At 75.1% G+C, this 24,288-nt stretch carries 22 protein-coding genes, 1 tRNA gene, 1 pseudogene and 1 riboswitch; of the genes and pseudogenes, 19 read left to right on the forward strand and 5 right to left on the reverse strand.

The features are described from left to right. Positions 1 to 25: 25 nt before the first annotated feature. The 13 genes from obgE to holA all read left to right on the forward strand — a co-directional run bounded on the left by obgE (position 26) and on the right by holA (position 14,462). On the forward strand, positions 26 to 1,603 hold the full coding sequence (obgE, locus tag ABC795_RS05895; RefSeq protein WP_347059993.1) for a GTPase ObgE: 1,578 nt from the start codon (positions 26 to 28) through the stop codon (positions 1,601 to 1,603). After that, positions 1,600 to 2,727 (forward strand): glutamate 5-kinase, encoded by a 1,128-nt coding sequence (gene proB, locus ABC795_RS05900; protein WP_347059994.1) that lies wholly within the window; start codon positions 1,600 to 1,602, stop codon positions 2,725 to 2,727. The genes obgE and proB overlap by 4 nt, the downstream gene beginning before the upstream one ends. Before the next feature lie 30 nt (positions 2,728 to 2,757). After that, positions 2,758 to 3,240 (forward strand): peptide deformylase, encoded by a 483-nt coding sequence (locus ABC795_RS05905; protein WP_347059995.1) that lies wholly within the window; start codon positions 2,758 to 2,760, stop codon positions 3,238 to 3,240. 52 nt (positions 3,241 to 3,292) lie between these two features. Continuing rightward, positions 3,293 to 4,561: a glutamate-5-semialdehyde dehydrogenase gene (locus ABC795_RS05910; RefSeq protein ID WP_347059996.1), complete on the forward strand. Its 1,269-nt coding sequence runs from the start codon at positions 3,293 to 3,295 to the stop codon at positions 4,559 to 4,561. Between the two features lie 23 nt (positions 4,562 to 4,584). Then, the gene (locus ABC795_RS05915) at positions 4,585 to 5,472 is read left to right on the forward strand and encodes a MoxR family ATPase (RefSeq protein WP_347059997.1); all 888 of its coding nucleotides are present in this window, start codon (positions 4,585 to 4,587) and stop codon (positions 5,470 to 5,472) included. Next, a complete protein-coding gene (locus ABC795_RS05920) occupies positions 5,472 to 6,899 on the forward strand; it encodes a VWA domain-containing protein (RefSeq protein ID WP_347059998.1) in 1,428 nt (475 codons plus the stop codon). Before ABC795_RS05915 ends, ABC795_RS05920 begins: the two co-directional genes overlap by 1 nt. Before the next feature lie 249 nt (positions 6,900 to 7,148). Further along, a complete protein-coding gene (gene nadD / locus ABC795_RS05925; protein WP_347059999.1) occupies positions 7,149 to 7,892 on the forward strand; it encodes a nicotinate-nucleotide adenylyltransferase in 744 nt (247 codons plus the stop codon). Then, entirely contained in the window at positions 7,889 to 8,314 is a 426-nt protein-coding gene (rsfS, locus tag ABC795_RS05930) for a ribosome silencing factor (protein ID WP_347060000.1), read from the forward strand. Before nadD ends, rsfS begins: the two co-directional genes overlap by 4 nt. Next, positions 8,311 to 9,060: a histidine phosphatase family protein gene (locus tag ABC795_RS05935; RefSeq protein WP_347060001.1), complete on the forward strand. Its 750-nt coding sequence runs from the start codon at positions 8,311 to 8,313 to the stop codon at positions 9,058 to 9,060. The genes rsfS and ABC795_RS05935 overlap by 4 nt, the downstream gene beginning before the upstream one ends. Positions 9,061 to 9,120: 60 nt before the next feature. Then, on the forward strand, positions 9,121 to 10,023 hold the full coding sequence (locus ABC795_RS05940) for a DegV family protein (RefSeq protein WP_347060002.1): 903 nt from the start codon (positions 9,121 to 9,123) through the stop codon (positions 10,021 to 10,023). Between the two features lie 140 nt (positions 10,024 to 10,163). Beyond that, the gene (locus ABC795_RS05945; protein WP_347060003.1) at positions 10,164 to 11,033 is read left to right on the forward strand and encodes a helix-hairpin-helix domain-containing protein; all 870 of its coding nucleotides are present in this window, start codon (positions 10,164 to 10,166) and stop codon (positions 11,031 to 11,033) included. Then, entirely contained in the window at positions 11,030 to 13,660 is a 2,631-nt protein-coding gene (locus tag ABC795_RS05950) for a ComEC/Rec2 family competence protein (RefSeq protein ID WP_347060004.1), read from the forward strand. The genes ABC795_RS05945 and ABC795_RS05950 overlap by 4 nt, the downstream gene beginning before the upstream one ends. After that, on the forward strand, positions 13,548 to 14,462 hold the full coding sequence (holA, locus tag ABC795_RS05955; protein ID WP_347060005.1) for a DNA polymerase III subunit delta: 915 nt from the start codon (positions 13,548 to 13,550) through the stop codon (positions 14,460 to 14,462). Before ABC795_RS05950 ends, holA begins: the two co-directional genes overlap by 113 nt. Positions 14,463 to 14,471: 9 nt before the next feature. Here holA and ABC795_RS05960 read toward each other — a convergent pair whose 3' ends face one another. Both ABC795_RS05960 and rpsT read right to left on the reverse strand, forming a co-directional pair. Beyond that, a complete protein-coding gene (locus ABC795_RS05960) occupies positions 14,472 to 15,059 on the reverse strand; it encodes an alpha/beta hydrolase (RefSeq protein ID WP_347060006.1) in 588 nt (195 codons plus the stop codon). A 102-nt stretch (positions 15,060 to 15,161) separates the two neighbouring features. Next, positions 15,162 to 15,422: a 30S ribosomal protein S20 gene (gene rpsT, locus ABC795_RS05965; RefSeq protein ID WP_347060007.1), complete on the reverse strand. Its 261-nt coding sequence runs from the start codon at positions 15,420 to 15,422 to the stop codon at positions 15,162 to 15,164. A gap of 200 nt (positions 15,423 to 15,622) precedes the next feature. Between rpsT and lepA the strand changes: the two genes are divergently transcribed. The 5 genes and pseudogenes from lepA (at position 15,623) to ABC795_RS05990 (ending at position 21,086) form a co-directional block, all read left to right on the forward strand. Next, positions 15,623 to 17,473 (forward strand): translation elongation factor 4, encoded by a 1,851-nt coding sequence (gene lepA, locus ABC795_RS05970; protein ID WP_347060008.1) that lies wholly within the window; start codon positions 15,623 to 15,625, stop codon positions 17,471 to 17,473. Positions 17,474 to 17,496: 23 nt separating this feature from the next. Next, entirely contained in the window at positions 17,497 to 18,111 is a 615-nt protein-coding gene (locus ABC795_RS05975) for an MOSC domain-containing protein (RefSeq protein ID WP_347060009.1), read from the forward strand. Positions 18,112 to 18,225: 114 nt separating this feature from the next. Further along, complete coding sequence (locus ABC795_RS05980; protein ID WP_347060010.1) at positions 18,226 to 18,930, forward strand: LppX_LprAFG lipoprotein; 705 nt, start codon at positions 18,226 to 18,228, stop codon at positions 18,928 to 18,930. Continuing rightward, positions 18,899 to 19,768 (forward strand): annotated as a pseudogene (locus ABC795_RS05985) (MFS transporter); the annotation flags it as partial. The gene ABC795_RS05980 and the pseudogene ABC795_RS05985, both read left to right, overlap by 32 nt. A gap of 926 nt (positions 19,769 to 20,694) precedes the next feature. Next, a riboswitch (guanidine-III (ykkC-III) riboswitch) is annotated at positions 20,695 to 20,760 on the forward strand. Between the two features lie 11 nt (positions 20,761 to 20,771). Beyond that, positions 20,772 to 21,086 (forward strand): multidrug efflux SMR transporter, encoded by a 315-nt coding sequence (locus tag ABC795_RS05990; protein WP_347060011.1) that lies wholly within the window; start codon positions 20,772 to 20,774, stop codon positions 21,084 to 21,086. Between the two features lie 96 nt (positions 21,087 to 21,182). Here the strand turns inward: ABC795_RS05990 and ABC795_RS05995 are convergent, their stop codons facing one another. The 3 genes from ABC795_RS05995 to ABC795_RS06005 all read right to left on the reverse strand — a co-directional run bounded on the left by ABC795_RS05995 (position 21,183) and on the right by ABC795_RS06005 (position 24,120). Next, a complete protein-coding gene (locus tag ABC795_RS05995; protein WP_347060012.1) occupies positions 21,183 to 22,331 on the reverse strand; it encodes a zinc-binding dehydrogenase in 1,149 nt (382 codons plus the stop codon). A gap of 152 nt (positions 22,332 to 22,483) precedes the next feature. Beyond that, a complete protein-coding gene (gene selD / locus ABC795_RS06000; protein ID WP_347060013.1) occupies positions 22,484 to 23,491 on the reverse strand; it encodes a selenide, water dikinase SelD in 1,008 nt (335 codons plus the stop codon). A gap of 26 nt (positions 23,492 to 23,517) precedes the next feature. Further along, positions 23,518 to 24,120, reverse strand: a complete 603-nt coding sequence (locus tag ABC795_RS06005) for a WYL domain-containing protein (protein WP_347060014.1) — start codon at positions 24,118 to 24,120, stop codon at positions 23,518 to 23,520. 65 nt (positions 24,121 to 24,185) lie between these two features. Here ABC795_RS06005 and ABC795_RS06010 point away from each other — a divergent pair. Then, a tRNA-OTHER gene (locus ABC795_RS06010) sits at positions 24,186 to 24,281 on the forward strand. The last annotated feature ends 7 nt before the right edge of the window (positions 24,282 to 24,288 follow it).

Below are 24,288 nucleotides of genomic sequence, written 5' to 3' on the forward strand. Positions count from 1 at the left end.
ACGCGGATCCGTCCGCTCGGAGAACATGGCCGCATTCGTCGATCGCGTCACCATCCACGTCGCCGCCGGTAACGGCGGGCACGGCGTGTCCTCGGTGCACCGCGAGAAGTTCAAGCCGCTGGGTGGCCCCGACGGGGGCAACGGCGGGGACGGCGGCGACGTCGTCCTCGAGGTCGACCCCAGCGTGCACACGCTGCTCGACTTCCACCACCGCCCGCACCAGAAGGCGGCCAACGGACGCCCGGGCGCCGGCAGCAACCGACACGGGGCCAGGGGCGAGGACAAGATCCTCCGCGTGCCCCCCGGCACCGTGGTCAGCACCCCTGACGGCCGGGTGATCGCCGACCTCGTCGGCGCAGGCACCCGCGTGGTGCTCGCCCACGGTGGCAAGGGCGGGCTCGGCAACGCCGCCCTGGCCAACGCCCGCCGGAAGGCCCCCGGGTTCGCCCTCCTCGGCGAGCCGGGCGAGGCGTTCGACGCCGTCATCGAGCTCAAGAGCGTCGCCGACGTCGGCCTGGTCGGTTTCCCGTCGGCCGGCAAGTCCTCGCTCATCGCCGCGATGTCAGCGGCCCGGCCGAAGATCGCCGACTACCCGTTCACCACGCTGGTCCCCAACCTCGGCGTGATCCGCTCGGGCGACACGGTCTACACGATGGCCGACGTCCCCGGGCTGATCCCCGGCGCGTCCACCGGCAAGGGCCTCGGTCTGCAGTTCCTCCGCCACGTCGAACGGTGCGCCGTGCTGGTGCACGTCGTCGACATGGCGACGATGGAGCCCGGCCGCGACCCCGAGAGCGACATCGAGGCCCTCGAGCACGAGCTCGCCGAGTACGGCGGCGACGAGCTCGACCTGGTCGGGCGCCTGCGGATCGCCGTGCTCAACAAGATCGACGTGCCCGACGGCCGGGAGCTGGTCGACCTGGTGCGCGCCTCGCTGGAGGAGCGCGGGCTGCGGGTGTTCGCGGTGAGCGCCGCGACGGGGGAGGGGCTGGCCGCCTTCGGGTACGCGCTGGCCGCCGCCGTCGAGGAGCACCGCGCGTCACTGCCGGCGCCGGAGCCGGTCCGGGTGACGCTGACCCCGCGCGCGGTCGACGACACCGGCTTCACCGTCGCGCCGGATCCGGACGGCGACGGCTACGTCGTCCGGGGCGTCAAGCCCGAGCGCTGGGTGCGCCAGACGGACTTCTCCAACGACGAGGCCGTGGGCTTCCTCGCCGACCGGCTCAACCGCCTCGGCGTGGAGGAGGAGCTGGCGAAGGCCGGGGCCCGCGAGGGCGACGCCGTCACGATCGGCGACGTCACCTTCGACTGGGCTCCGACGCTGCCCGCCGGCACGCTCACCGCCGAGGAGTCCGCCGGGCTCGGCGGACGCGGCACCGACAACCGGCTGGAGAGCAACGAGCGGGTGGGCGCCTCCGAGCGGCTGGCCGCCAAGCGGGCCCGCCGGGTGCCGTTCGAGGTCACCGACGGCGGCTGGACCGACGAGGACCTCGAGGACCTGTCGGTCCCGGGCGACGACGAGCCGGACGACGACGTTCCCGGGGACGACCAGGACCCGGAGGACGAGGCCCTCGCCGGCGAGCGCACGGACGGCCCGCGGTGACGGCCGGGGCGGCTGCCCGTCCCGAGATCGCCGGGGCCGGGCGGGTCGTGGTCAAGGTCGGCTCCTCGTCGCTGACCACCCTCCCCGGCGGCCTGGACGCCGACCGGCTCACCGCGCTGGTCGACGTGCTCGCCGCCGTCCGCGCGTCGGGGCGGGAGGTCGTGCTCGTCTCCTCGGGGGCGATCGCCGCCGGCCTGGCGCCGCTCGGGCTCGACGGGCGCCCACGCGACCTGGCGACCGCCCAGGCGGCGGCCAGCGTCGGCCAGCTCCGCCTGGTGCAGACCTACGCCGACGCCTTCGCCCGGCACGGCATCACCGTCGGCCAGGTGCTGCTCACCGCCGACGACCTCACGCGCCGCAGCCACTACCGCAACGCCCACCGGACGGTCGAGCGGCTGCTGACGCTGGGCGTGCTGCCGATCGTGAACGAGAACGACACGGTCGCCACCGAGGAGATCCGGTTCGGCGACAACGACCGGCTGGCGGCGCTGGTCGCCCACGTCGCGCAGGCGTCGGGCCTGGTGCTGCTCTCCGACGTCGACGGCGTCTACGACGGCGACCCGCGCACCGGGCCGGCCCAGCTGGTGGACACCGTGCGCGACCCCGCCGACCTCGCGGCGGTCACCCTCGGCTCGGCCAGCCGCAACGGCGTCGGCACCGGGGGCATGGCCACCAAGGTCGAGGCCGCGTTCATCGCCGCGCACGCCGGGGTGCCCGTCGTCGTCACCTCCACGCCGCAGGCCGCCGAGGCGCTGGCCGGCGGCCGCGTGGGCACGCTCTTCGCGCCGATGGGCAAGCGGCCCAGCGCCCGCCAGTTCTGGCTGCGCTACGCCAGCCGCCCGCGCGGCCGGCTGATCCTCGACGACGGCGCGGTCACGGCGGTCCGGGAGCGGCACGCCTCGCTGCTGGCCGCCGGCATCACCGGGACCGCGGGGGAGTTCCTCGCCGACGACCCCGTCGAGCTGGTCGGCCCGGACGGCGTCGTCGTCGCCCGTGGGCTGGTGGCCTACGACGCCCGCGAGATGCCGGCCCTCCTCGGGCGCAAGACCGGCGACCTCCCGCCCGAGCACCGCCGCGAGGTGGTGCACCGCGACGAGATGGTGCTGGTCGGACGCCTGCGCTGAGCTCTGTCACCCGGCTGAGAGACTGGCCGGGTGACGATCCGCCCCATCCGCGAGCTCGGTGATCCCGTGCTGCGCACCCCCTCCGACCCGGTCCGGGCCTTCGACGGCTGGCTGGCCGCGCTGATCCGCGACCTCGAGGACACCGTCGACCACCCCGGCCGGGCAGGGGTCGCCGCACCGCAGATCGGCGTCGGCGTCCGTGCCTTCTCCTACAACATCGACGGCGTCATCGGGCACATGGTGAACCCGGTGATCGTGGAGCGGTCCGATGAGCTCCAGGACGGCGACGAGGGCTGCCTGTCCGTGCCGGGCATCTGGGCGCCCACCGTCCGCGCGATGCGCTGCGTCGCCGAGGGCTTCGACGTCCACGGCCAGCCCCTCCGGCTGGAGGGGGAGGGGCTGATGGCCCGCTGCCTGCAGCACGAGGTCGACCACCTCGACGGCAAGGTGTTCCTCGACCGGCTCACCGGCGACGCCCGGAAGTCGGCCCTGCGGGCGCTGCGCGACCGCTGAACCCGCGGCCGGGCTCCATCCTCCACCGGGGGCTCCGCGTACCCTCGCGGACGTGTCCGACGTCTCCGGCCTGCCGCTGATCGGTGCCGCCGCGCTGCGCGCGAAGGCCGCCTCGCGGGTGCTGCGCACCCTGCCGACCGACACCAAGGACGCCGCGCTGGCCGCGCTGGCCGACGCGCTGGTGGAACGGACCGAGGAGATCCTGGCCGCGAACGTCGGCGACGTCGCCGCCGCGCGGGCCGATGGCACCCCGGAGGCGATCCTCGACCGGCTGCGCCTGGACGCCGCCCGGGTGGCCGGCGTGGCCGATGCGCTCCGCCAGCTGGTCGCGCTGCCCGACCCGGTGGGTGACGTCGTCCGCGGCTCGCGGTTGCCCAACGGCCTGGAGCTGAAGCAGGTACGCGTGCCCCTCGGCGTCGTCGGCATCGTCTACGAGGCCCGGCCCAACGTCACCGTCGACGCGGCGGGGCTCTGCCTCAAGAGCGGCAACGCGGCGCTGCTGCGCGGCTCCGCGTCGGCCTACCGGACCAACACCGCGCTGATCGCCGTCCTCACCGAGGCCGGGGAGAAGGCCGGGCTGCCCGCCGGGTTCGTCGAGCTGCTCCCGGCCGACCGCGCGTCGGTGGGGGAGCTGCTGAGCGCCCGCGGGCACGTCGACGTGGTGATCCCGCGCGGCGGCGCCTCGCTCATCCAGCGGGTCGTGCGCGAGTCCCGCGTCCCGGTCATCGAGACCGGCGAGGGCAACTGTCACGTCTACGTCGACGCCTCCGCGGACGCAGCCGTAGCCGAGGCGGTCGTGCTCAACTCCAAGACCCACCGGGTGAGCGTCTGCAACTCCGCCGAGACGCTGCTGGTCCACCGCGACGTCCCGTTCCTGCCGCGGCTGCTGGCGGCGCTGGCCCGCGCCGGCGTCACCCTGCACGGGGACCAGGAGACGGTCAGCGCCGCCGCGCGGTCCGGTGTCGAGGCCGTCGTGCCGGCCACGGACGAGGACTGGGCGACCGAGTACCTGTCGATGGACATGGCCGTCCGGATCGTCGACGACCTGCCGCAGGCCCTCGAGCACATCGCGCGGTGGAGCACCGGCCACACCGAGGCGATCGTGGCCGACTCGGCCCGCGCCATCGCCGACTTCACCGCCGGGGTGGACGCCGCCGCGGTGCTGGTCAACGCCTCCACCCGGTTCACCGACGGCGGCGAGTTCGGCTTCGGCGCCGAGATCGGCATCTCCACCCAGAAGCTGCACGCCCGGGGCCCGCTCGGCCTGCCGGAGCTGACCTCCACCACCTACGTCGTCACGGGGTCCGGCCACACGCGCTGACCCGTTCCCCTCCGAGGAGCCGCATGTCCCGCCCGCCGTCGCAGACGCCTAATTTTTCGTCGGTCGCGGACGTCAGCAAGCGGCTGTCGACCGCGGGCTACCTGCCCGACACGCAGATCGCGACGACGGTCTTCCTCGCCGACCGGCTGGGCAAGCCGCTGCTGGTCGAGGGCCCCGCGGGCACCGGCAAGACCGAGCTGGCCAAGGCGCTGGCGGCGGCCACCGGGTCGGAGCTCATCCGGCTGCAGTGCTACGAGGGCCTGGACGAGGCCCGCGCGCTCTACGAGTGGAACTACAAGAAGCAGCTGCTGCGCATCCAGGCCTCGCAGGCCGGTGACGGGGCGGACTGGAACACCGTCCACGACGACATCTTCGGCGAGGAGTTCCTCCTCTCCCGGCCGCTGCTGACCGCCATCCGCCGGACCGAGCCCACCGTGCTGCTCGTCGACGAGACCGACAAGGCCGACGTCGAGGTCGAGGGGCTGCTCCTGGAGGTGCTGAGCGACTTCCAGGTGACCATTCCCGAGCTCGGCACGATCACCGCGACCCGCCGGCCGATCGTCGTCCTCACCTCCAACGCCACCCGTGAGCTGTCCGAAGCGCTGAAGCGGCGCTGCCTGTACCTGGCGCTGGACTACCCGACCGCCGAACGGGAGCGGGAGATCGTGCTCTCGCGCGTGCCCGATCTCGCCCCCGGGCTGGCCGACCAGCTGGTGCGCACGGTACGGGCGCTGCGCGGGCTGGAGTTGAAGAAGTCGCCGTCGATCTCCGAGACCCTCGACTGGGCCCAGACGCTGCTCGAGCTGGGCCTGGACACCCTCGACGAGCCGGCGATGGCCTCGACGCTCGGGGTGGTGCTCAAGCACGCCAGCGACCAGACCCGGGCCGCGGCCGAGCTGCGGCTGAACTGATGGACGCTGCTCCGCAGGGGACCCGGACGCGGTCCGGCGGGCTCGCCGGGCACCTGGACGGCTTCGTCCGGGCGGTCCGCGAGGCCGGCATCCCGGTGGGCATCAGCCAGGCGGTCGACGCCGCGGAGATCCTCACCGTCGTCGATCTGCTCGACCGCGAGCAGCTGCGCCACGGCCTGGCGGCCGTGCTGCTCCAGCGGGCCGCCCAGCGCGATGCCTACGACGTCCTGTTCGACCTGTGGTGGCCGCTCGGCGATCGTCCGGTGCCCGCCCCCGGGGACGGCGACGGCCCGGGGGAGCCCGGGCAGTCCACGCTCGACGTCCCCGACAACGCCGCCCTCGCCGCGCAGCTGCGGGCCGAGCTGCTCGAGCTCCTGCAGGACGGCGATCCCGAGGCGCTGCGCCGGTTCGCCCGCGACGCCGTCGACCAGCTGGGGCAGGGGCAGCCGACCCCGTCGGGGCAGTCGTACTTCAGCTATCGGGTCATGCGGGCGCTCTCGCCGGACACGCTCGTGGCGCAGCTGCTCGCCGGGCTGCTCGGCGACGCCGGCCGCGGCGGGCTGGCCGAGCAGGTGGCCCGGCAGACCGTCCGCGACCGGCTGGCGGCCTTCCGCGCCGCGGTCGAGGCCGACGTGCGACGGCGGACGGCGGTGGAGAAGGGCCGCGACCGGGTCGCCAAGAACGCGGTGCGCCCGCTGGCCGACCAGGTCGACTTCCTCCGCGCCCAGGCCGCCGACCTCGCCGAGCTGCGCCGGGCGGTCGCACCGCTGGCCCGCCGGCTCGCCGTCCGCCTCTCCGCCCGCCGGCGGCTGGGCCGCCAGGGCCGGCTGGACTTCCGCAAGACCGTGCGGGCCTCGCTCGGCACCGGGGGCGTCCCGGTGGTCACCCACCACCGGCCGCGCAAGGTGCACAAGCCCGAGCTCGTCGTGCTCTGCGACGTGAGCGGCTCGGTGGCCGGGTTCAGCCACTTCACCCTCATGCTCACCCAGGCGCTGCGGGAGCACTTCACGGGCGTGCGGGCCTTCGCGTTCGTGGACTCCACCGACGAGGTCACCCGGTTCTTCCGGCCCGGGGTGGACGTCGCCGACGCCATCGGGCGCATCGGCCGGGAGGCCCAGGTGGTCGGCTTCGACGGGCACAGCGACTACGGCACCGCGTTCGAGGTGTTCGCCGACCGCTGGGCTTCGGCGGTGGGCCCGAAGACGTCCCTGCTCGTGCTCGGCGACGGGCGGACCAACTACCGGCCGCCGGGCATCCCCGTGCTCGCCGGACTGGTCTCCACGGCCCGGTCCGCGCACTGGCTCAACCCGGAGCCGCAGCGGCTGTGGGGGAGCGGCGACTCCGCGGCGGACCTTTACGGGGAGGTCATCGACATGGTCGAGTGCCGCAACGCCGCCCAGTTGGCAGACTTCGTCACGACGCTCTGATCGGGACTGCGGGCACCCGCGATCCGCGGGCCGGACGTGACCGGAGCCGGCCCGGGGCGTCGGTCACCGCGGTGCCGGCCCGTCGGCACCGTCCGGCCGCGGGCGGCGCGGTCGGCCCGCGACCGGCTGCACGGGGGAGCCGGTGGCAGTGGTCGCACCGCCCGGCCCGGCGGCCCGGACGGGTGGTCCGCGGGCCGGGGCCGGTCCTCCCCGGGGCCGGTCCGGCTGCCCTGCGGATACGCTCGGCCGGTGGCGGGACGACGAGTCGGCGTGATGGGTGGGACCTTCGACCCGATCCACCACGGTCACCTGGTCGCCGCCAGCGAGGTCGCGGGGCTGTTCGGGCTCGACGAGGTCGTGTTCGTGCCGACCGGCGAGCCGTGGCAGAAGAGCGACCAGGCGGTCAGCCCGGCGGAGGACCGGTACCTGATGACGGTCATCGCGACGGCGTCGAACCCGCGGTTCTCCGTGAGCCGGGTGGACATCGACCGGGGTGGCCCCACCTACACCTTCGACACCCTCACCGACCTGCAGGCCCAGCGGCCCGGGGCGGAGCTGTTCTTCATCACCGGCGCCGACGCACTGGCCCAGATCATGACCTGGCGCGACGGCGCGCGGTGCTTCGAGCTGGCGCACTTCATCGGCGTGACCCGCCCGGGGTACACGCTGGCCGACTCGCACCTGCCCGAGGGCGGGGTGAGCCTGGTCGAGATCCCGGCGCTGGCCATCAGCTCGAGCGACTGCCGGGCGCGGGTGGGCCGGGGGATGCCGGTCTGGTACCTCGTGCCCGACGGCGTCGTGCAGTACATCGAGAAGCGCGGTCTCTACCGGGACGCGCGACGTCCCGCCACGGGGGAGGGCGGCGACGGCCGGCCCACCGGCGACCGCCCGACCTACGACCGCCCACCTCCCGCCGGGACGGGGAACACCTCACCCCTCGACGGCGCTCCTACCGACTCCACGACTTCCCACCTCCAGGAGGTGCCCCGATGACCGCCTCGCCCGAGGCCCGGGAGACCGCTCTGCTGGCCGCCCAGGCGGCTGCGGACAAGCTGGCCGTCGACGTGTCCATCGTCGACGTCAGCGAGCGGCTCGCCATCACCGACGCGTTCGTCCTCGCGTCCGCTCCCAACGAGCGCCAGGTCCAGGCCATCGTCGACGAGGTCGAGGAGCGCCTCCGCGAGCACGGCGTGAAGCCGGTGCGCCGCGAGGGCGTCGCAGAGGCCCGCTGGGTCCTGCTCGACTTCGTCGACGTCGTGGTGCACGTCCAGCACGCCGAGGAACGGGCCTACTACGCCCTCGAGCGGCTCTGGAAGGACTGCCCGACCATCCCCTTCACCGACGCGGCCGTGCCCGTCCCCGGGGGTTCTCCCGGGGCGGGCGCGCCGTCCGTCGCGGAGACGGCCGGTCAGTGACCCCACCGGCCCTGCCCGAGCTGCCGGTGACCCGACTGGTCGTCTGGCGGCACGGGCGGACCGCGTGGAACGCGGCGGGACGCTTCCAGGGGCAACTGGACCCGCCGCTGGACGACGTCGGGCGCGCCCAGGCCCACCACGCCGCACCGCACCTCGTGGCGTCGGCCGGCCTGGCGGGGCGGTCCACCGCGGTGGTGTCCAGCGACCTCGTGCGCGCCGCCGACACCGCGCGGGAGCTGACCTCCCTGCTGGGGGTGCCGCTGCAGCTGGACCCCCGGCTGCGCGAGCACGGCATGGGCAGCTGGGAGGGCCTCACCCGCGACGAGGTGGCCGACCGCTTCCCCGAGCAGTACGCCGACTGGCTGGCCGGTGGGCCGGTGCGCGGACGCGGCGGCGAGGAGACCGCGGCGGTCGCCGAGCGGGTGCTCGCCGCGCTGCTCGACGTGCCCCCGGTCGAGGTGGCGGTCGTGGTGACCCACGGCGGGACGAGCGGTCGGTTGATCGAGCGGCTGCTGGAGTTGGGCCCCCAGCACCGGCGCGTGTTCGGCCCGCTGGGCAACTGCGCCTGGAGCGAGCTGGCCCACCAGAGCGGCCGGTGGCGGCTGGTGCGGCACAACTCCTCGGCCGGTCCGCTGCCCGAGGGGCTCGCCGTTCCGCCGGCGGAGCGGCTGCGGACCGATCGCCCGGCGGGTGCCCCGACCGACGCCGGCGCCGGGCCGGCGCAGGACGCCGACGCCGTCGGCTGAGGCCGGCCCGCGAGGGGCTCCGGTCCGGCCGCGTTCCGCACAGGCCGCTAGCCTCGCCGGGTGCGCGTCGCCGTCCTCACCGATTCGACGGCCTACCTGCCCCGCGAGCTCGCCGCCGAGTACGGCGTCCACGTGGTGCCGTTGTACGTGGTGCTGGCCGGCCGGTCCGGGCGCGAGGGCGAGGACATCAGCTCCGAGGACGTGGCCAAGGCGTTGTCGTCGCGGGGGCAGCGGGTCTCCACCTCCCGCCCCACACCGGGCGACTTCGTCGCCGCCTACCGGGGGGCTCTCGAGGCCGGCGCCGACCGGCTGGTGTCGGTGCACCTGTCCGCGGAGCTCTCCGGCACCTGGGACGCCGCCCGGGTCGCCGCGTCGCAGGTGGGCGAGCACATCGTCTCGGTCGTCGACTCCCGCTCCGCGGCGATGGGCACGGGTTTCGCCGTCCTCGAGGCGGCCCGGGCGGCCGCCGGGGGAGCGGACCGCGACGAGGTGGACCGGATCGCCCGGGAGGCCGCGGCGCGCACCCGCACGCTGTTCGTCGTGGACACCCTGGAGCACCTGCGGCGGGGCGGGCGGATCGGCTCCGCGGCCGCCGTGCTGGGCTCGGCGCTCGCGGTCAAGCCGGTGCTGCACGTCGTGGACGGGCGCGTGGTGCCGCTGGAGAAGGTGCGCACCTCGGCCCGTGCGCTGGGCCGGCTGGTGCAGCACGTCGTCGACCACGCCGGGGAGCGCGAGGTCTCCCTCGCCGTGCACCACCTCGCCGCCGCGGACCGGGCGGACCGGCTGGTGACCGAGCTGCGCGAGCGGGTGCCACGCCTGCGGGAGCTGTACGTGAGCGAGCTGGGCGCGGCGATCGGGGCGCACGTCGGCCCGGGGGCGCTCGGTGTCGTGATCTCCGCCGGCCCCGACGCGCCCGAGGAGCCGGCGGCCGTTCCGGAGGGGGACGACGACCGGACGGGCTGAACCACAGCGGGGGTCACGCATCCGCACAGCGTGGGTGAGCGGCGGCGGATCGGTCCGTCCGGCGTCCACAGGTCGGGCCAGGATCCACAGCTCGGGCCGGTCGTCGCCGCGAGGAAGAAGGCGTTCCTAGCGTCGCCGGCGTGCGCCTTCCTCTTCGCCGCGACGACGCCGCCGACGTCATCCGCGCCCGTCTGCGGGCCGTCCTGGCCGAGCCTCGCGCGTCCTCGGGCGGGTGGCTGCCCGGGGACGAGGACGAGGACGAGCCCGCGCGCTCGTGGCCGGGTGACGACCGGGTCACCGTGCCGGTGGACGCCGGGGAGGGCCCCGAGCGGCCGGGAGGGGTGGGCCGGCACCGGGCACCCGGCACGACGGTGCGGTGGGATCCCGGCCGCCCGGGCACGCGTGCGGTCTGGGTGGCCGCGCTGGCGGGGGTGCTGCTCCTGGTCGGCTGGACGTGGTGGGAGCGGCCCCGGGTCGAGCCCGCGGCGGCCGCGACGGAGGTGCCGGGCACATCGCCCGGCGAGCCGGCGTCCTCTCCGACGGCACCCGGGCCGACTGCCGAGACGTCCGAGACGGCGTCGGCGGTGGTGGTCTCCGTGGTGGGGCGGGTGGCGCGTCCCGGGCTGGTGACGCTGGCCGCCGGGGCGCGGGTCGCCGACGCGGTCGCCGCGGCCGGGGGGCTGCTGCCCGACGCGGACCCCGCCTCGGTGAACCTGGCCGCCCCGGTGTCCGACGGGCAGCAGATCGCCGTGGAGGTGCCCGGGGCGGTATCGGGCGGTGCACCGGCCGGCGGCGCTCCCGGCGGGGGGTCCGCCGGCGGCCGGATCGACCTGAACACCGCCGGGGTGGCCGAACTCGACGCGCTGCCCGGCATCGGCCCCGTCCTCGCGCAGCGGATCGTCGACCACCGCAGCACCATCGGCGGCTTCCGCAGCGTCGAGGAGCTCGACGACGTCCCGGGCATCGGCCCGGTCATCGCCGCCGAGCTCGCCGAGCTGGTGGGCGTGTGAGCGGACCGCATCCGCCGCCCGACCGGTGGCGGTGGCTGGACCTGCGGCTGTGGCCGCTCGCCGCGGCGATCTGGGCGGTGGGCCTGGCCGCCCCGTTCCTCGCACCTCCGGTCCTCTTCGTCCTGGCGGTCACCGCCCTGGGCTCGGCGGCGGTGCTCGCGCGTGCCCGGAGCGCCGGAGCCGCCGTCGTGCTGGTCGTCCTCGCCGGGGTCGCGGCCTCCTCCGTCGTCGCGGCGGCGCGGGGAGCCGTCCGTGACGCCTCGCCGCTGCGGGCCGCGGCCACGACCGGAGGAGCGGCCGAGGTGACGTTGACCGTGCGCAGCGACCCACGGGCACTGGCCGGTCCGGGCGCCCCGCGGGTGGTCCTCGACGCCGACGTCATCGCGTTCGCCGACGACGCCGGGCTCCACCGGCTGGACGACGCCGTCCTCGTCTTCGCGCCGGCCGAGGGCTGGACCGGGCTGCTCCCCGGCCAGGAGGTCAGGGTGCGGGCCGGCCTCGCGCTGCCGGAGGCCGGCCGGGATCTGGTCGCGGTGCTGTCGGCGCGCGGCCCACCGGATCGCCTCGCGTCCGCCGGAGCGGGCCAGCGGGCGGCCGGCGCGCTGCGCGACTCGCTCGTCGCCGCCTCGACCCGGCTGCTCGGCGAGCGCGCCGGTGGGTTGCTGCCGGGCCTGGTGGTCGGCGACACCCGCGCCATGGACCCGTTCCTGGAGGAGGAGTTCCGGCGTGCCGGGCTGGCCCACCTGACCGCCGTCTCCGGAGCCAACGTGGCGATCGTGGTCGCCGGCGTCCTCCGGCCGTTGCGGCGCCGCGCCGTCGACCGGCGGGTGCAGGCCCTCATCGCCTTGCTCGCGTTGGTCGCCTTCGTGGTGCTGGCCCGGCCGAGCGCCAGCGTGCTGCGGGCCGCCGCGATGGGCGCGATCACGCTCGTCGCGCTCGCCTCCGGACGGCCACGGGCGGCGCTGCCGGCCCTCGGGGCAGCGGTGACGGTGCTCATCCTGGTCGAGCCCCGGCTGGCGCGCGATCCCGGATTCGCGCTGTCGGTGGTCGCGACCGCGGCGATCGTGCTGCTGGCACCGGGATGGGCACGACGCCTGCGCGGGCACGGCTGGCCGGCACTGGTGGCCGATGCCGTCGCTGTGAGCGTGGCCGCCGGCCTCGCCACGGCTCCGCTCCTCGCCGGCCTGACCGGGACGGTGAGCCTGGTGTCCGTGCCGGCCAACCTGCTGGCCGCCCCCGCCGTGGCGCCGGCCACCGTCCTCGGGCTGCTGGCGGCGCCCGCGGTCCTGGCCGCGCCCTGGCTCGGTGACCTCCTCGTCGGCCTCGCCGGGTGGCCGGTGCGCTGGATCGTCGGAGTCGCCGAGCGCGCGGCGGGGGCACCCGACGCGGTCGCCGGGTGGCCGGCCGGGACGCTCGGGGCCGCGCTGCTCACCGGCCTCCTGCTGGGCGCTGTCTGGGCGCTGTGGCGGTTTCCCCGGCTGCGCCCGCTGGGGCTGGCCGCGCTGGTCGGGCTGGTGGTCGTGGGCTGGCCGGTGCGCCAGCAGCTGGACGGCTGGCCGCCGGCCGGAGCGGTGCTCGTCGCCTGCGACGTGGGGCAGGGCGACGGGCTGGTGCTGCCCGTGGGGAACGGGCGGGGGGTCCTCCTCGACGCCGGCCCGGACGTCGCCCTCATCGACCGGTGCCTCGACCGGCTGGGCATCGACCACCTTCCTCTCGTGCTGCTCTCGCACCTGGACGCCGACCACGTCGGCGGCCTGGCCGGCGCCCTGGGGGGTCGCACCGTGGGGGTGGTGGCCACCGGCACCCTGTCGCCGGCCGACGACCGCGCACCGGTGGTCGACGCGCTGCTCCGCCGTGCCGGCGGGGAGCGGACGGTGCTGGTGCCGGGGGACCGGCGCTCCGTGGCCGGCGTCGACCTGGAGGTGCTCGCTCCGGACCCCCGGCGCGCGACCGCCGCGGCCGACCCCAACGGGCTGTCGCTGGTCGTCCGCGCCACGGTGCGGGGCCTGAGGCTGCTGCTCACCGGCGACATCGGCGCCGACGAGGAGGCCGCGCTGCTGCGCGCGGGCGTCGACCTGCGCGCCGACGTGCTCAAGGTGCCGCACCACGGCAGCGGGGACGCCGACGCCGCCTTCCTGGCCGCCACGGGAGCGCGGACGGCCCTGATCTCGGTGGCCGCGGACAACACGTACGGGCATCCGGCGCCCCGGCTGCTCGGCTGGCTGGCCGAGGCCGGCATGCGGGCGTACCGCACCGACCGGGCCGGCGACCTGGCGGTCGTGGGCCGGGCGGGGGACTGGGGCGTCGCGGCGCGGGGGAAGCAGGCCGGCGTCTCCGCCGGCGCGGCCGACGCACCCGCCGTGGCGGTGCCCGCGGGGCCCCGGACGGTCACCCGGAACGGTCGGCGGCGCGTGGCACCATGCAGCAGTGCCTGCCGCTGCCGTCGAGCCCACGTCTCGCCTGCGCGTGGTGATCGGCGAGGAGGAGCTGCTCCGGTCCCGGGCCGTCGGCGCGGTGCGCACCGCCGTCCTCGGCCGCCACCCCGACGCGGAGGTCCACGAGCTCGCCGCCCTGGGGCTGCCCCTGGGGCAGCTGGCCGACGTGCTGGCGCCGTCGCTGTTCGGTGAGCACCGGCTGGTGGTGGTCACCGGGGTGCAGGAGTCGGCCGGCGCGCTGGCGGACGCGCTCACCGCCTACGCCAAGGACCCGGACCCCGACCTCACGCTGGTGATCGTCCACTCCGGGGGGAAGCGCAACGAGGCGCTGGTCAAGTCGTTCAAGGCCGCGGGCGCGGCCGTCGACGAGTGCCCGAAGGTCAGCTCCGTCGGTGACCGCATCGCCTTCGTGCGCAACGAGGTGCGCCGGCTCGGCGGCCGCATCGCCCCCGAGGCGGTCACCGCGCTGGTCGACGCCATCGGCGCCGACCTGCGGTCCCTGTCGGCCGCCGCCAGCCAGCTCGTCTCCGACTTCGGAGGCAGCATCGACGCCGACGACGTCGCCCGCTTCCACCGCGGGCAGGCGGAGGTCACCGGCTTCACCGTCGCGGAGCGGGTGCTCACCGGCGACCGGGCCGGCTCGATCGAGATGCTGCGCTGGGCGCTGGAGCGCGGGGTCGCCCACGTGCTGATCGCCGACGCGATCGCCGACGGCGTCCGCACCGCCGCCCGGGTGGCCTCGCTGAGCTCCACCAACCCGGGTGACCTCGCGCGCACGCTGAAGATGCCGCCGTGGAAGGTGAAGAAGGCGCAGGCCCAGGCGCGGGGCTGGAGCATCGAGGGCCTGCAGCTGGCGCTCGGCGTGGCCGCCGACCTCAACGCCGACGTCAAGGGGGTCGCGGCGAGCGCGGACTACGCGCTGGAGCGGGCCATCCGGCGGATCGTCACGATTCGCACCGAGACGGGCCGCGGCCGGGTGCGCCCCGGCCGCTGACCCGGTGGTTCAGCGAGGCGTCAGCCGGGTCTGCGGGTCCCGGCACCAGGCTTCCACGGCCGGCCATCGGCCGTATCCGGCCTCGGGGTCGAGGTGGCCCGCGCCGGGCAGCAGATCGGCGTCGACGCCCAGCGCGCGGTAGACCGGAACGGCGCCGCCGTCGGGCCAGTAGGGGTCGTCATCGGCGGCGGCCTGCCGCACGGTCCTGGCCGCGCGGGCCAGGACGGCGGCGTCGGGGGACAGAGCGGCGAACTCCGCCACCTCCGGATGGCCCGCCAGCACCTCCGGCGCGGGCGGGGCGACGAGCAGCACCCGGTCGACGTGCTCCTCCGGCGTCAGCAGGGACGACGCGTGCTGCCACAGCGGCACGGCGAGGGAGTGGGCCACGACGACGCGCTCCCCGGAGCCCAGCTGGGCCAACTCGGCGCGCAGCAGCTCCGTCCAGGTGGAGAGCACCGGCCGGTCGGGCTCCGGGAACTGCGGGTACAGCACGTGTTCGCCCGCGGCGCGCAGCGACTCGACCAGTTGCCACTGCCAGTGGCGCCGGGGCCGGCGGTTCTGCCAGCCGTGCAGGACCAGGAAGCGGCGCGCGGTCACGAGGGCTCCTCCAGCGGACGGCGTCAGGACATGCGACGAGCCCCCGTCCCGGTGGGGACAGGGGCTCGTTCGTCGACCGCGCCGGAGCGCGGCGTCACCGGCTCAGAGGCCGGCGACCTGCTTGGCCAGACCCGACTTGCGGTTGGCGGCCTGGTTCTTGTGGATGACGCCCTTGCTGGCGGCCTTGTCCAGCTGCTTGGCAGCGGCCTGGTAGGCGGCGCTCGCGGCAGCGGCGTCCCCGGCCTCGGCGGCGCTGCGGACGCGCCGGACGGCGGTCTTCAGGGCGGACTTGACCGCGACGTTGCGCTGGCGCGCCTTCTCGTTGGTCTTGATCCGCTTCAACTGGGACTTGATGTTCGCCACGCGTGAGCCTCGGTGTCTCGACAGGAGGGAGTACTTCTGACAGTGCGTCCGGGCATGCGCCACAGGACCGGCCTGCAAAGATACCAGCGTCCCGGTGCCGCACCCAACCGGCCGTCGGGGGACGCCGCCCACACCTCGGACGCACCCGGCGACGCGCCCGTCTTCGGCCCGGAGCCCGGACGTGGGACGATGGCGGCACTGTGACGACTCCCTCTGCCACCGATCCGGCCCGCATCCGGAACTTCTGCATCATCGCCCACATCGACCACGGCAAGTCGACGCTGGCCGACCGGATGCTGGAAGTCACCGGAATCGTCGAGGGCCGGAACATGCGCGCCCAGTACCTCGACCGCATGGACATCGAGCGCGAGCGCGGCATCACCATCAAGGCACAGAACGTCCGCCTGCCGTGGACGCCGCGGACCGGCGAGGACACCAGCACCGAGTACGTGCTCCACATGATCGACACCCCGGGCCACGTCGACTTCACCTACGAGGTGTCCCGGTCACTGGCCGCCTGCGAGGGGGCCGTGCTGCTGGTGGACGCCGCTCAGGGGATCGAGGCCCAGACGCTGGCGAACCTGTACCTGGCGCTGGAGAACGACCTCACGATCATCCCCGTCCTCAACAAGATCGACCTGCCGGCCGCCCAGCCGGAGAAGTACGCCGCGGAGATCGCGCACATCATCGGCTGCGACCCCGACGAGGTCCTGCGGGTCAGCGGCAAGACCGGCGAGGGCGTGCCCGAGCTGCTCGACCGGATCGTCAGCGACATCCCCGCTCCGACCGGTGCCGCCGAAGGGCCGGCCCGGGCGATGATCTTCGACTCGGTCTACGACATCTACCGCGGCGTCATCACCTACGTGCGCGTGATCGACGGCCGCATCTCAGCCCGCGAGAAGATCAAGATGATGTCCACCGGCGCCACGCACGAGCTGCTGGAGATCGGCGTCATCTCGCCCGAGCCCAAGCCGGTCGACTCCCTCGGTGTCGGCGAGGTCGGCTACTTCATCACCGGCGTGAAGGACGTCCGCCAGTCCCGCGTCGGCGACACCGTCACGCTGTCGAGCAAGCCCGCGACCGAATCCATCGGCGGGTACCGCGACCCGCGCCCGATGGTCTACTCCGGCCTCTACCCGATCGACGGCAGCGAGTACCCGCTGCTGCGCGAGGCGCTGGACAAGCTGCTGCTCAACGACGCCGCGCTGGTCTACGAGCCGGAGACCTCGGCGGCGCTGGGCTTCGGCTTCCGCGTCGGCTTCCTGGGGCTGCTGCACCTGGAGATCGTCCGCGAGCGGCTGGAGCGCGAGGCCGGCATCAGCCTGATCTCCACGGCGCCCAACGTCGTCTACCGGGTGATCATGGAGGACGGCACCGAGCACACGGTGACCAACCCCAGCGACTGGCCCGAGGGCAAGATCGACCGCGTCTACGAGCCGATCGTCAACGCCACGATCATCGCGCCCAGCGACTACACCGGCGCGATCATGGAGCTCTGCCAGGGCCGCCGCGGCCAGCTCGGCGGGATGGACTACCTCAGCGAGTCCCGGGTCGAGCTGCGCTACACGCTGCCGCTCGGCGAGATCATCTTCGACTTCTTCGACGCCCTGAAGTCGCGCACCCGCGGCTATGCCTCCCTGGACTACCAGGAGGCCGGCGAGCAGGAGTCGGCACTGGTCAAGGTGGACATCCTGCTGCAGGGCGAGGCCGTCGACGCGTTCAGCGCGATCGTGCACAAGGACAAGGCCTACAGCTACGGCGTGATGATGGCCGGCAAGCTGCGCGAGCTCATCCCGCGGCAGCAGTTCGAGGTGCCGATCCAGGCGGCCGTCGGTTCCCGGGTCATCGCCCGCGAGACGGTCCGCGCCATCCGCAAGGACGTCCTGGCCAAGTGCTACGGCGGTGACATCACCCGCAAGCGGAAGCTGCTGGAGAAGCAGAAGGAGGGCAAGAAGCGGATGAAGATGGTCGGCCGCGTCGAGGTCCCCCAGGAGGCGTTCGTCGCCGCCCTCTCCACCAACGAGTCCACCGCGTCGGCCAAGCCGAAGTGACCGGGCGGGTCGACGCCGTCTGCGTGTCCGGCGCGGACCTCCTGCCACTGCCCGACCGGAGGCCGAGCCGCAGCGGCATCGACAAACGGCCGGTGACCGGCCGGGTCGCCGTCGGCCCGCTGGGGCTGGACGGCGACGTGCAGGTCAACGGCAGGTACCACGGGGGCGACGGGCAGCAGGTCTACGCCTACGCCCAGGAGGACGCCGACTTCTGGATCGCCGAGCTGGGGCGCGAGCTGCCGCCCGGCCGGTTCGGCGAGAACCTGCGGACGACGGGGCTCGACCTCACCGGTGCGGTCATCGGCGAGCGGTGGCGGGTCGGGACGGCGCTGCTCGAGGTGACCGCCCCGCGCATCCCGTGCGCCAACTTCGCCCGGTTCTGGGGCGAGCCGCAGCTGGTCAAGCGGTTCACCGCGCATGGCGCCCCAGGCGCCTACCTGCGGGTGCTCGGGACCGGTGGGATCGGCGCCGGCGACGCCGTCGAGGTGGTCGAGCGCCCCGACCACGGCGTGACGATCGGCCTGACCTTCCGCGCCTGGACCACGCAGAAGCACCTGCTGCCCGAGACGGCGGCCGCGCTGGACGCCCTGCCCGAGCGCAACCGCGCCAAGGTCGCCGCGAAGATCGCCGCGCGCTGACGGCGGCCGGCCCAACCAGGTCGGCCGGGCGGTGTCCCCGGCCGACCGCGCGGCGCACCCGCGCTAGTGTCCGCCGCGACGGCCGGGGAGTTCTGCCGCGTCGGGGAGGTCGCCATGCTGCTGCACCGATCGGGCGTGCCGCTGCTCGCGCTGGCGCTGTTCGCCGGGCCGGTGCTGGCCGGCTGCGGTTCGGACCAGCCGGAGGAGTCAGCGGCCGAGCTGCTCGACCGTGCGAAGCAGACCCTCGACGAGGCCCAGAGCGCGCACTTCGCCCTCGACAGCGAAGGGGCCCCGAGCACCGGGACGGTGCTGGTCGGCGGGGAGGGCGACATCGCCCGCCCGGCGTCGTTCCAGGGCACGCTCCAGGTGCTCGCGCTGGGCTCCACGCTCGACCTCGAGGTGGTCTCCGTCGACGGCACCGTCTACGCGCAGCTGCCCTTCTCCAGCGGCTTCAGCGTGATCGACCCCGCCCAGTTCGGCCTCGGCGATCCCGGCGCGCTGCTCGACCCCGAGACCGGCATCTCGCAGCTGCTCGCCGAGGCGACCTCGGCGGAGCTGGGGGAGGAGCGCCGGGTCGACGGCGAGGTCGTGCGCGAGGTGACCGCCGAGCTGCCCGGTGACCTGGTGGAGCAGGCGCTCGCCAGCGAGGATCCGTCCCAGCCGGTGCAGGCCCGCTTCTCCATCGCCGCCGACAGCGGTGAGCTGCGCCGGGCGGAGCTGACCGGCCCGTTCTTCGCCGCCGGCGAGGACGCCACCTACATCCTCGAGCTCAGCGACTTCGGAGCCGATGTCGAGATCACCGCGCCGGCCACCGGCTGAGGCCCCGGCCGCCGCCCTCCAGCTGGTGCCCGGGCGGGCGGTGATCGCCCTCGCCACCTTCGCCGTCCTGGTCACGGCGGCGGACACCTACGTCGTCGTCCTGGCGCTGCCCGACATCCTCACCGGCGTCGGCGTCAGCCTGGACGAGCTGCAGAAGGCGACCCCGATCGTCGGCGGGTTGCTCCTGGGCTACACCGCCACGCTTCCGCTGCTCGGCCGGCTGGCCGACCTCCGCGGGCGGACCCCGGTGCTCGTCGGCTGCCTCCTGCTGTTCGCGCTCGGGTCCCTGCTGACCGCGACCGCCGTCTCCCTCGGCCCGGCCGTGGCGGGCCGGGGGCTGCAGGGCATCGGCGCGGGTGGACTCGTCCCGGCCACCCTGGCACTGGTCGCCGACCGCTGGCCGCCGGAGCGCCGGTCGGTCCCGCTGGGGGTGGTGGGGGCGGTGCAGGAGGCGGGCGCCGTCCTGGGGCCGCTGGCGGGTGCCGCGGTGCTCGCCGTCGCCGACTGGCGGGCGATCTTCTGGCTCAACCTGCTGCTGGGGCTGGGCCTCGCCGTCGGTGCGGCGCTCACCGGGCGGATGCGCCGGCCGGACCCCGTCGGGGTGGCGCTGGCCGTGGTGGCCGCCGGTGCGCCGGCCCTGCTGCTGGCCGAACCCCCGGCGCTGGCCGAGGACGTCACCCTCGGACTGCTGTACGTTCCCCTGGCCGACGGCTGGTCGTGGACCACGCCGCTGCTGCTGGCCGGCATCCTCACCACCGCGGCCCTGGTGGCCCGCAGCCTCGCCCGGCCGGCGGGTGCGGTGCTGCCGCTGCGCGGCCTGGGCCCGCTCGCCCGGGAGGTCGACGTCGTCGGCTCGGCGCTGGCCGTGGTCGCGCTGGGCACGCTGGTCTGGGCGTTCGCCGCCGCCGACCCCTCGCGCGGGCAGGTCGTCGCGCAGGGGGAGGTGCTGCTGCCGCTGGCCGCCGTCGCCGGGGTGCTGTTCGTCCTGCACGAGCGGCGCGCGTCCGACCCGGTCCTGCCCCTGGCGGCGCTGCGCCCGGTCGGCGCGTGGGGCGCCCTGCTCGTCAACGTCTTCGTGGGGGCCGCGCTGGTGGCGGCGCTGGTCGACGTCCCGCTGTTCGCCCGGGCCACCAGCACCCCCGGTGACCAGCTCGGTGCGGCGCTGGTGCTGCTGCGCCTGCTGATCGCCGTGCCGGTCGGCGCCGTCGCCGGGGGCTGGCTCTGCCGGGTGGTGGCACCGCGCGTCGTCGCCGGTACCGGGATGGCGCTGACCGCGATCGCGTTCGTCGCCATGACCGGGTGGGACGAGCGCTCGCTGGACGGCGGCTGGTCGACTGTGGTCCTGCTCGCCGCCGGCCTCGGCTTCGGCCTCGCGATCGCGCCGGTGAACGCCGTGCTGCTGGCGGTGACGCCGGGCGCGGTGCACGGGAGCGCCGGTGCGCTCGCCGTCGTCGCCCGGACGGTGGGCATGCTGGCCGGGCTGTCCCTGCTCACCGCCGTGGCACTGCGCCGGTTCAGCGCCGAGGTGGCGGCGATCGGCACGCCGATGGAGCTGTGCCACCAGCCCTGCCGACTGCGCCGCCTACGACTCCGCGACCGACGCCGCGCTGCTGACCCAGCTGTACACGGTCTTCGCCGGTGCCGCGATCGCCGCGGGGCTGGCCGCGGTCCTGGCGGTCGTCCTGCTCCGCGAGCAGGTGAGGAGCACCGGACCGGCCTGAGCCGCGGCGTCCGACGTCCAGCTGGACGCGGTGGGAGACTGTCACCGAGCCGCCCCAACGGCTCCCGGACGAGTGGTGCCGTACCCGGTGTGCGACAAGACGGCGCCAGAGAGGCTCGTCATGGCGTGGCTGGTGCTCATCGTCTCCGGAGTGCTGGAGGCGGTGTGGGCGGTCTCCCTGGACCGTTCGGACGGGTTCACCCGCCCGGTGCCGACGGCGGTCTTCTTCGTCGCCCTGGCGGGGAGCATGGGTGGCCTCGCCCTCGCCATGCGGGAGTTGCCGCTGGGCACCGCCTACGCGGTGTGGGTCGGCATCGGCGCCGTGCTCACCGTGACCTGGGCCATGGTCACCGGGGCTGAGCCGGTCTCGCTGGTCCGGCTGCTGCTGCTCGCCGGGATCGTCGGCTGCGTCGTCGGCCTCAAGGTCGTGAGCTGAGCCGCGCGCCGGCCGAGTGGGCAGTTGCTGCCGGTCCTGATGGCAGGTCGGCGCGGGTCGGCGACCGCAACTGCCCACTCGGGCGGATGGCCGGCGTCAGAGGGTGAAGACGATCTTTCCGTTGGTGCGGCCCTCGAGCATCCGCTGGAAGCCCTCGCGCGCCTGAGCCAGCGGGAGCTCGACGTCGATCTGCGGGCGGACGCCGGCGACCCGGCACATCTGGATGAGCGCCTCCAGTTCGGACTTCGTGCCCATCGTCGACCCGATGACCGACAGCTGGGTGAAGAACACCCGGTTGAGCTCGGCGCCCGGGTTGAAGCCGGTGGTCGCGCCGGAGGTGACCAGCACGCCGCCGGGCTTGAGCGACTTGATGCTGTGGCTCCAGGTCGCCTCGCCGACGGTCTCCATGACGCCGTCCACCCGCTCGGGCAGCCGGGCGCCGCTCTCGAAGGCCTGCTCGGCGCCGAGCGCCAGCGCGGCCGCCCGCTTCTCCTCGCTGCGCCCGGTCACCCACATCCGGTAGCCGGCGGCGCGGCCGAGCACGACGAGCGCGGTCGCGACGCCACCGCTGGCGCCCTGCACGAGAACCGTCTGGCCGGGGCGCAGGCCCGACTTCACGAACAGCATCCGGTAGGCGGTCAGCCAGGCGGTGGGCAGGCAGGCGGCCTCCGCGAAGGACAGCTCCGCCGGCTTGGGCAGCAGGTTGCGGCGGGGGACGGCGACCTTCTCGGCCATCGACCCCTGGTGCACCTCGGAGAGCAGCGACCGCTTGGGGTCCAGCGTCTCGTCGCCCATCCAGTCCGGCGTGGAGACGACCCCGTGGACGACCACCTCGTTGCCGTCCTCGTCGATGCCGGCGGCGTCGGTGCCGAGGATCATCGGCATCCGCTCGGCGGGCAGGCCGATGCCCTGCAGGCTGAACAGGTCGTGGTGGTTGAGCGAGACCGCCTTCACCTGGATCGTCGTCCAGCCCTCAGGCGCCTCCGGTTCGGGCCGTTCACCCACCTCGAGGACGGAGAGCGGGTCCTTCGGAGCGGGGGTCGACACGAAAGCAGCCAGCATGGTCCGGACGCTATGACACGGCCGGTCCGCGGGCGACACGACCCGTCCTGAGCGGGCTCGGCCGCACACGATCCGCTGCTGGGCCAGGTCGCTCCCGGCGGTGTCCGCGTCGGCCAGCGGGTGCACGGCCACGCCGAACGGCGTCTGCTGCGCTGGGTCGAAGAACTGGAAGGCGCTGTGCATGCCCCAGCTGTCAGCGGACGGAGGCTCCGGTCCGCTCCTCGCTCGTTCCTCGCTGCGATGCTCCCGGAGCTGTCAGCGGACGACGGCTCTGGTCCGCTTCCGCGCTCCGGTCCGCTCCTCGCTCGTTCCTCGCTGCGATGCTCCCGGAGCTGTCAGCGGACGACGACGACGAACTCCCCGCGCGGGACGAACTCACCGATGACCGGCGCCCCGGGGATGTCCCCGCCCACCAGCAGCCCGCCGGAGGTCTGCGCGTCGGCGAGCAGGAGCGCCTCGTCCTCCGGGACCGCCGACAGGTCGGCGTGCGGGCGCACCCAGTCGAGGTTGCGCCGGGTGCCACCCGAGACGAACCCGTCAGCGAGCGCCTCGCGGGCGCCGGTCAGGTACGGGACGGCGGCGGCGTCGACCACCGCGGTGACCCCGCTGGCCCGGGCCATCTTGTAGAGATGGCCCAGCAGCCCGAAGCCGGTGACGTCGGTGCCGGCGCGGATCCCGGCGGCGACGGCGGCCTGCCCGGCGTCCCGGTTCAGCGCGGTCATGGAGGCGACCGCTTCCTCCGACACCTCGCCGGTGGCCTTCATCCGGCTGTTGAGCACCCCGACGCCGAGCGGCTTGGTGAGGGTCAGCGGCGTACCGGCGACCGCGCCGGAGTTCGTGATGATCCGGTCGACGTCGACCACGCCGGTGACGGCCATCCCGTACTTGGGCTCGGGGTCGTCGATGGAGTGCCCGCCACCGACGTGGCAGCCGGCCTCCTGGGCGACCTCCAGCCCGCCGCGCAGCACCTCGGCGGCGAGCTCGGCGGGCAGCACGTCGCGCGGCCAGCCGAGGAGGTTGACCGCCACGACCGGGGTACCGCCCATGGCGTAGACGTCGGAGAGCGCATTGGCCGCAGCGATCCGCCCGAAGGTGCGGGCGTCGTCGACGACGGGCGTGAAGAAGTCGGTCGTGAGAACCAGCCCCTGGCCGCCGGCGATCCGCACGACCGCCGCGTCGTCGCCGTCGTCGAGGCCGATCACCAGCTCGGCGTTCGGCGATGACGGGCCGGTGGCCGTCAGGCCGGCGACGACGGACTCCAGCTCACCGGGCGGGATCTTGCAGGCGCACCCCCCGCCGTGGGCGTACTGCGTCAGCCGGATGGTCGGGGCGGTGGTCGTCACGGCCTCGAACGTAGTCCGGCCGGCGCTCAGCCGCGGCCGCCGGGCAGCACCACCAGCCGCGGTGGCCGGGCTTCCTCCGGCGTGCGGCGAGCGCGGCCGGCCGGGTGCCGCGATCGCATACCGGACGACGCCTCGGCTGCCGGGGGTGCGCCCACGCCCGCGAGGTCGCGCGCCGCTGCCACCTCGCCGGTGGCCTCGGCGCTCTCGATGCGGTCCTCCCGGAACCAGCGGGGGGCCTGCCGTTCCCGGCACCACGCGACGAGGAACCAGTGCTCGCCGCTGCGCGCGAGGAGCTGCGGCTCGACCTCCCGTCGCGTGGAACGCCCGCGGCCGTCGCGGTACCGCACGGCCAGCACCTGCCGGCCGGCCACGGCGCGTTCGAGCAGCGCCCGGACCCCGGCTCCGCGACCGGCCTCGGCGCTCACCCACAGGCTGGTGGCGAGCAGCTGCGCCCGCCGTCGCGGATCCGGTTCGAGCACCGCGAGCACCTTCTCCAGGGCGCCGCGCCCGGCGTCGGCGTAGGGGCCCTCGGGGGAGGCGGCGAGGGCGACGGCGACCGCTGCCGCCTCCTCCGGCGTGAGGGTGACCGGCGGCAGCGTGGCGGGGGAGCGGGACCCGGTGCGCTTCACGGGAGGCATGGTCGCACCACCCACCGACAGCTCCGGGACGACGGCGGGGACGTAGTCTTCCCGGCGGAGGCGTCAGGGTGTCTGGTGGCCCCCGCGGCCTCTAAAGCCGACGTGGCCGAGCATCTCGGTCAGGCGGGTTCGATTCCCGTCCGCCTCCGCCACCTTCCC

The sequence above is a fragment of the Blastococcus sp. HT6-30 genome, from assembly GCF_039729015.1.
Lineage (GTDB): Bacteria > Actinomycetota > Actinomycetes > Mycobacteriales > Geodermatophilaceae > Blastococcus.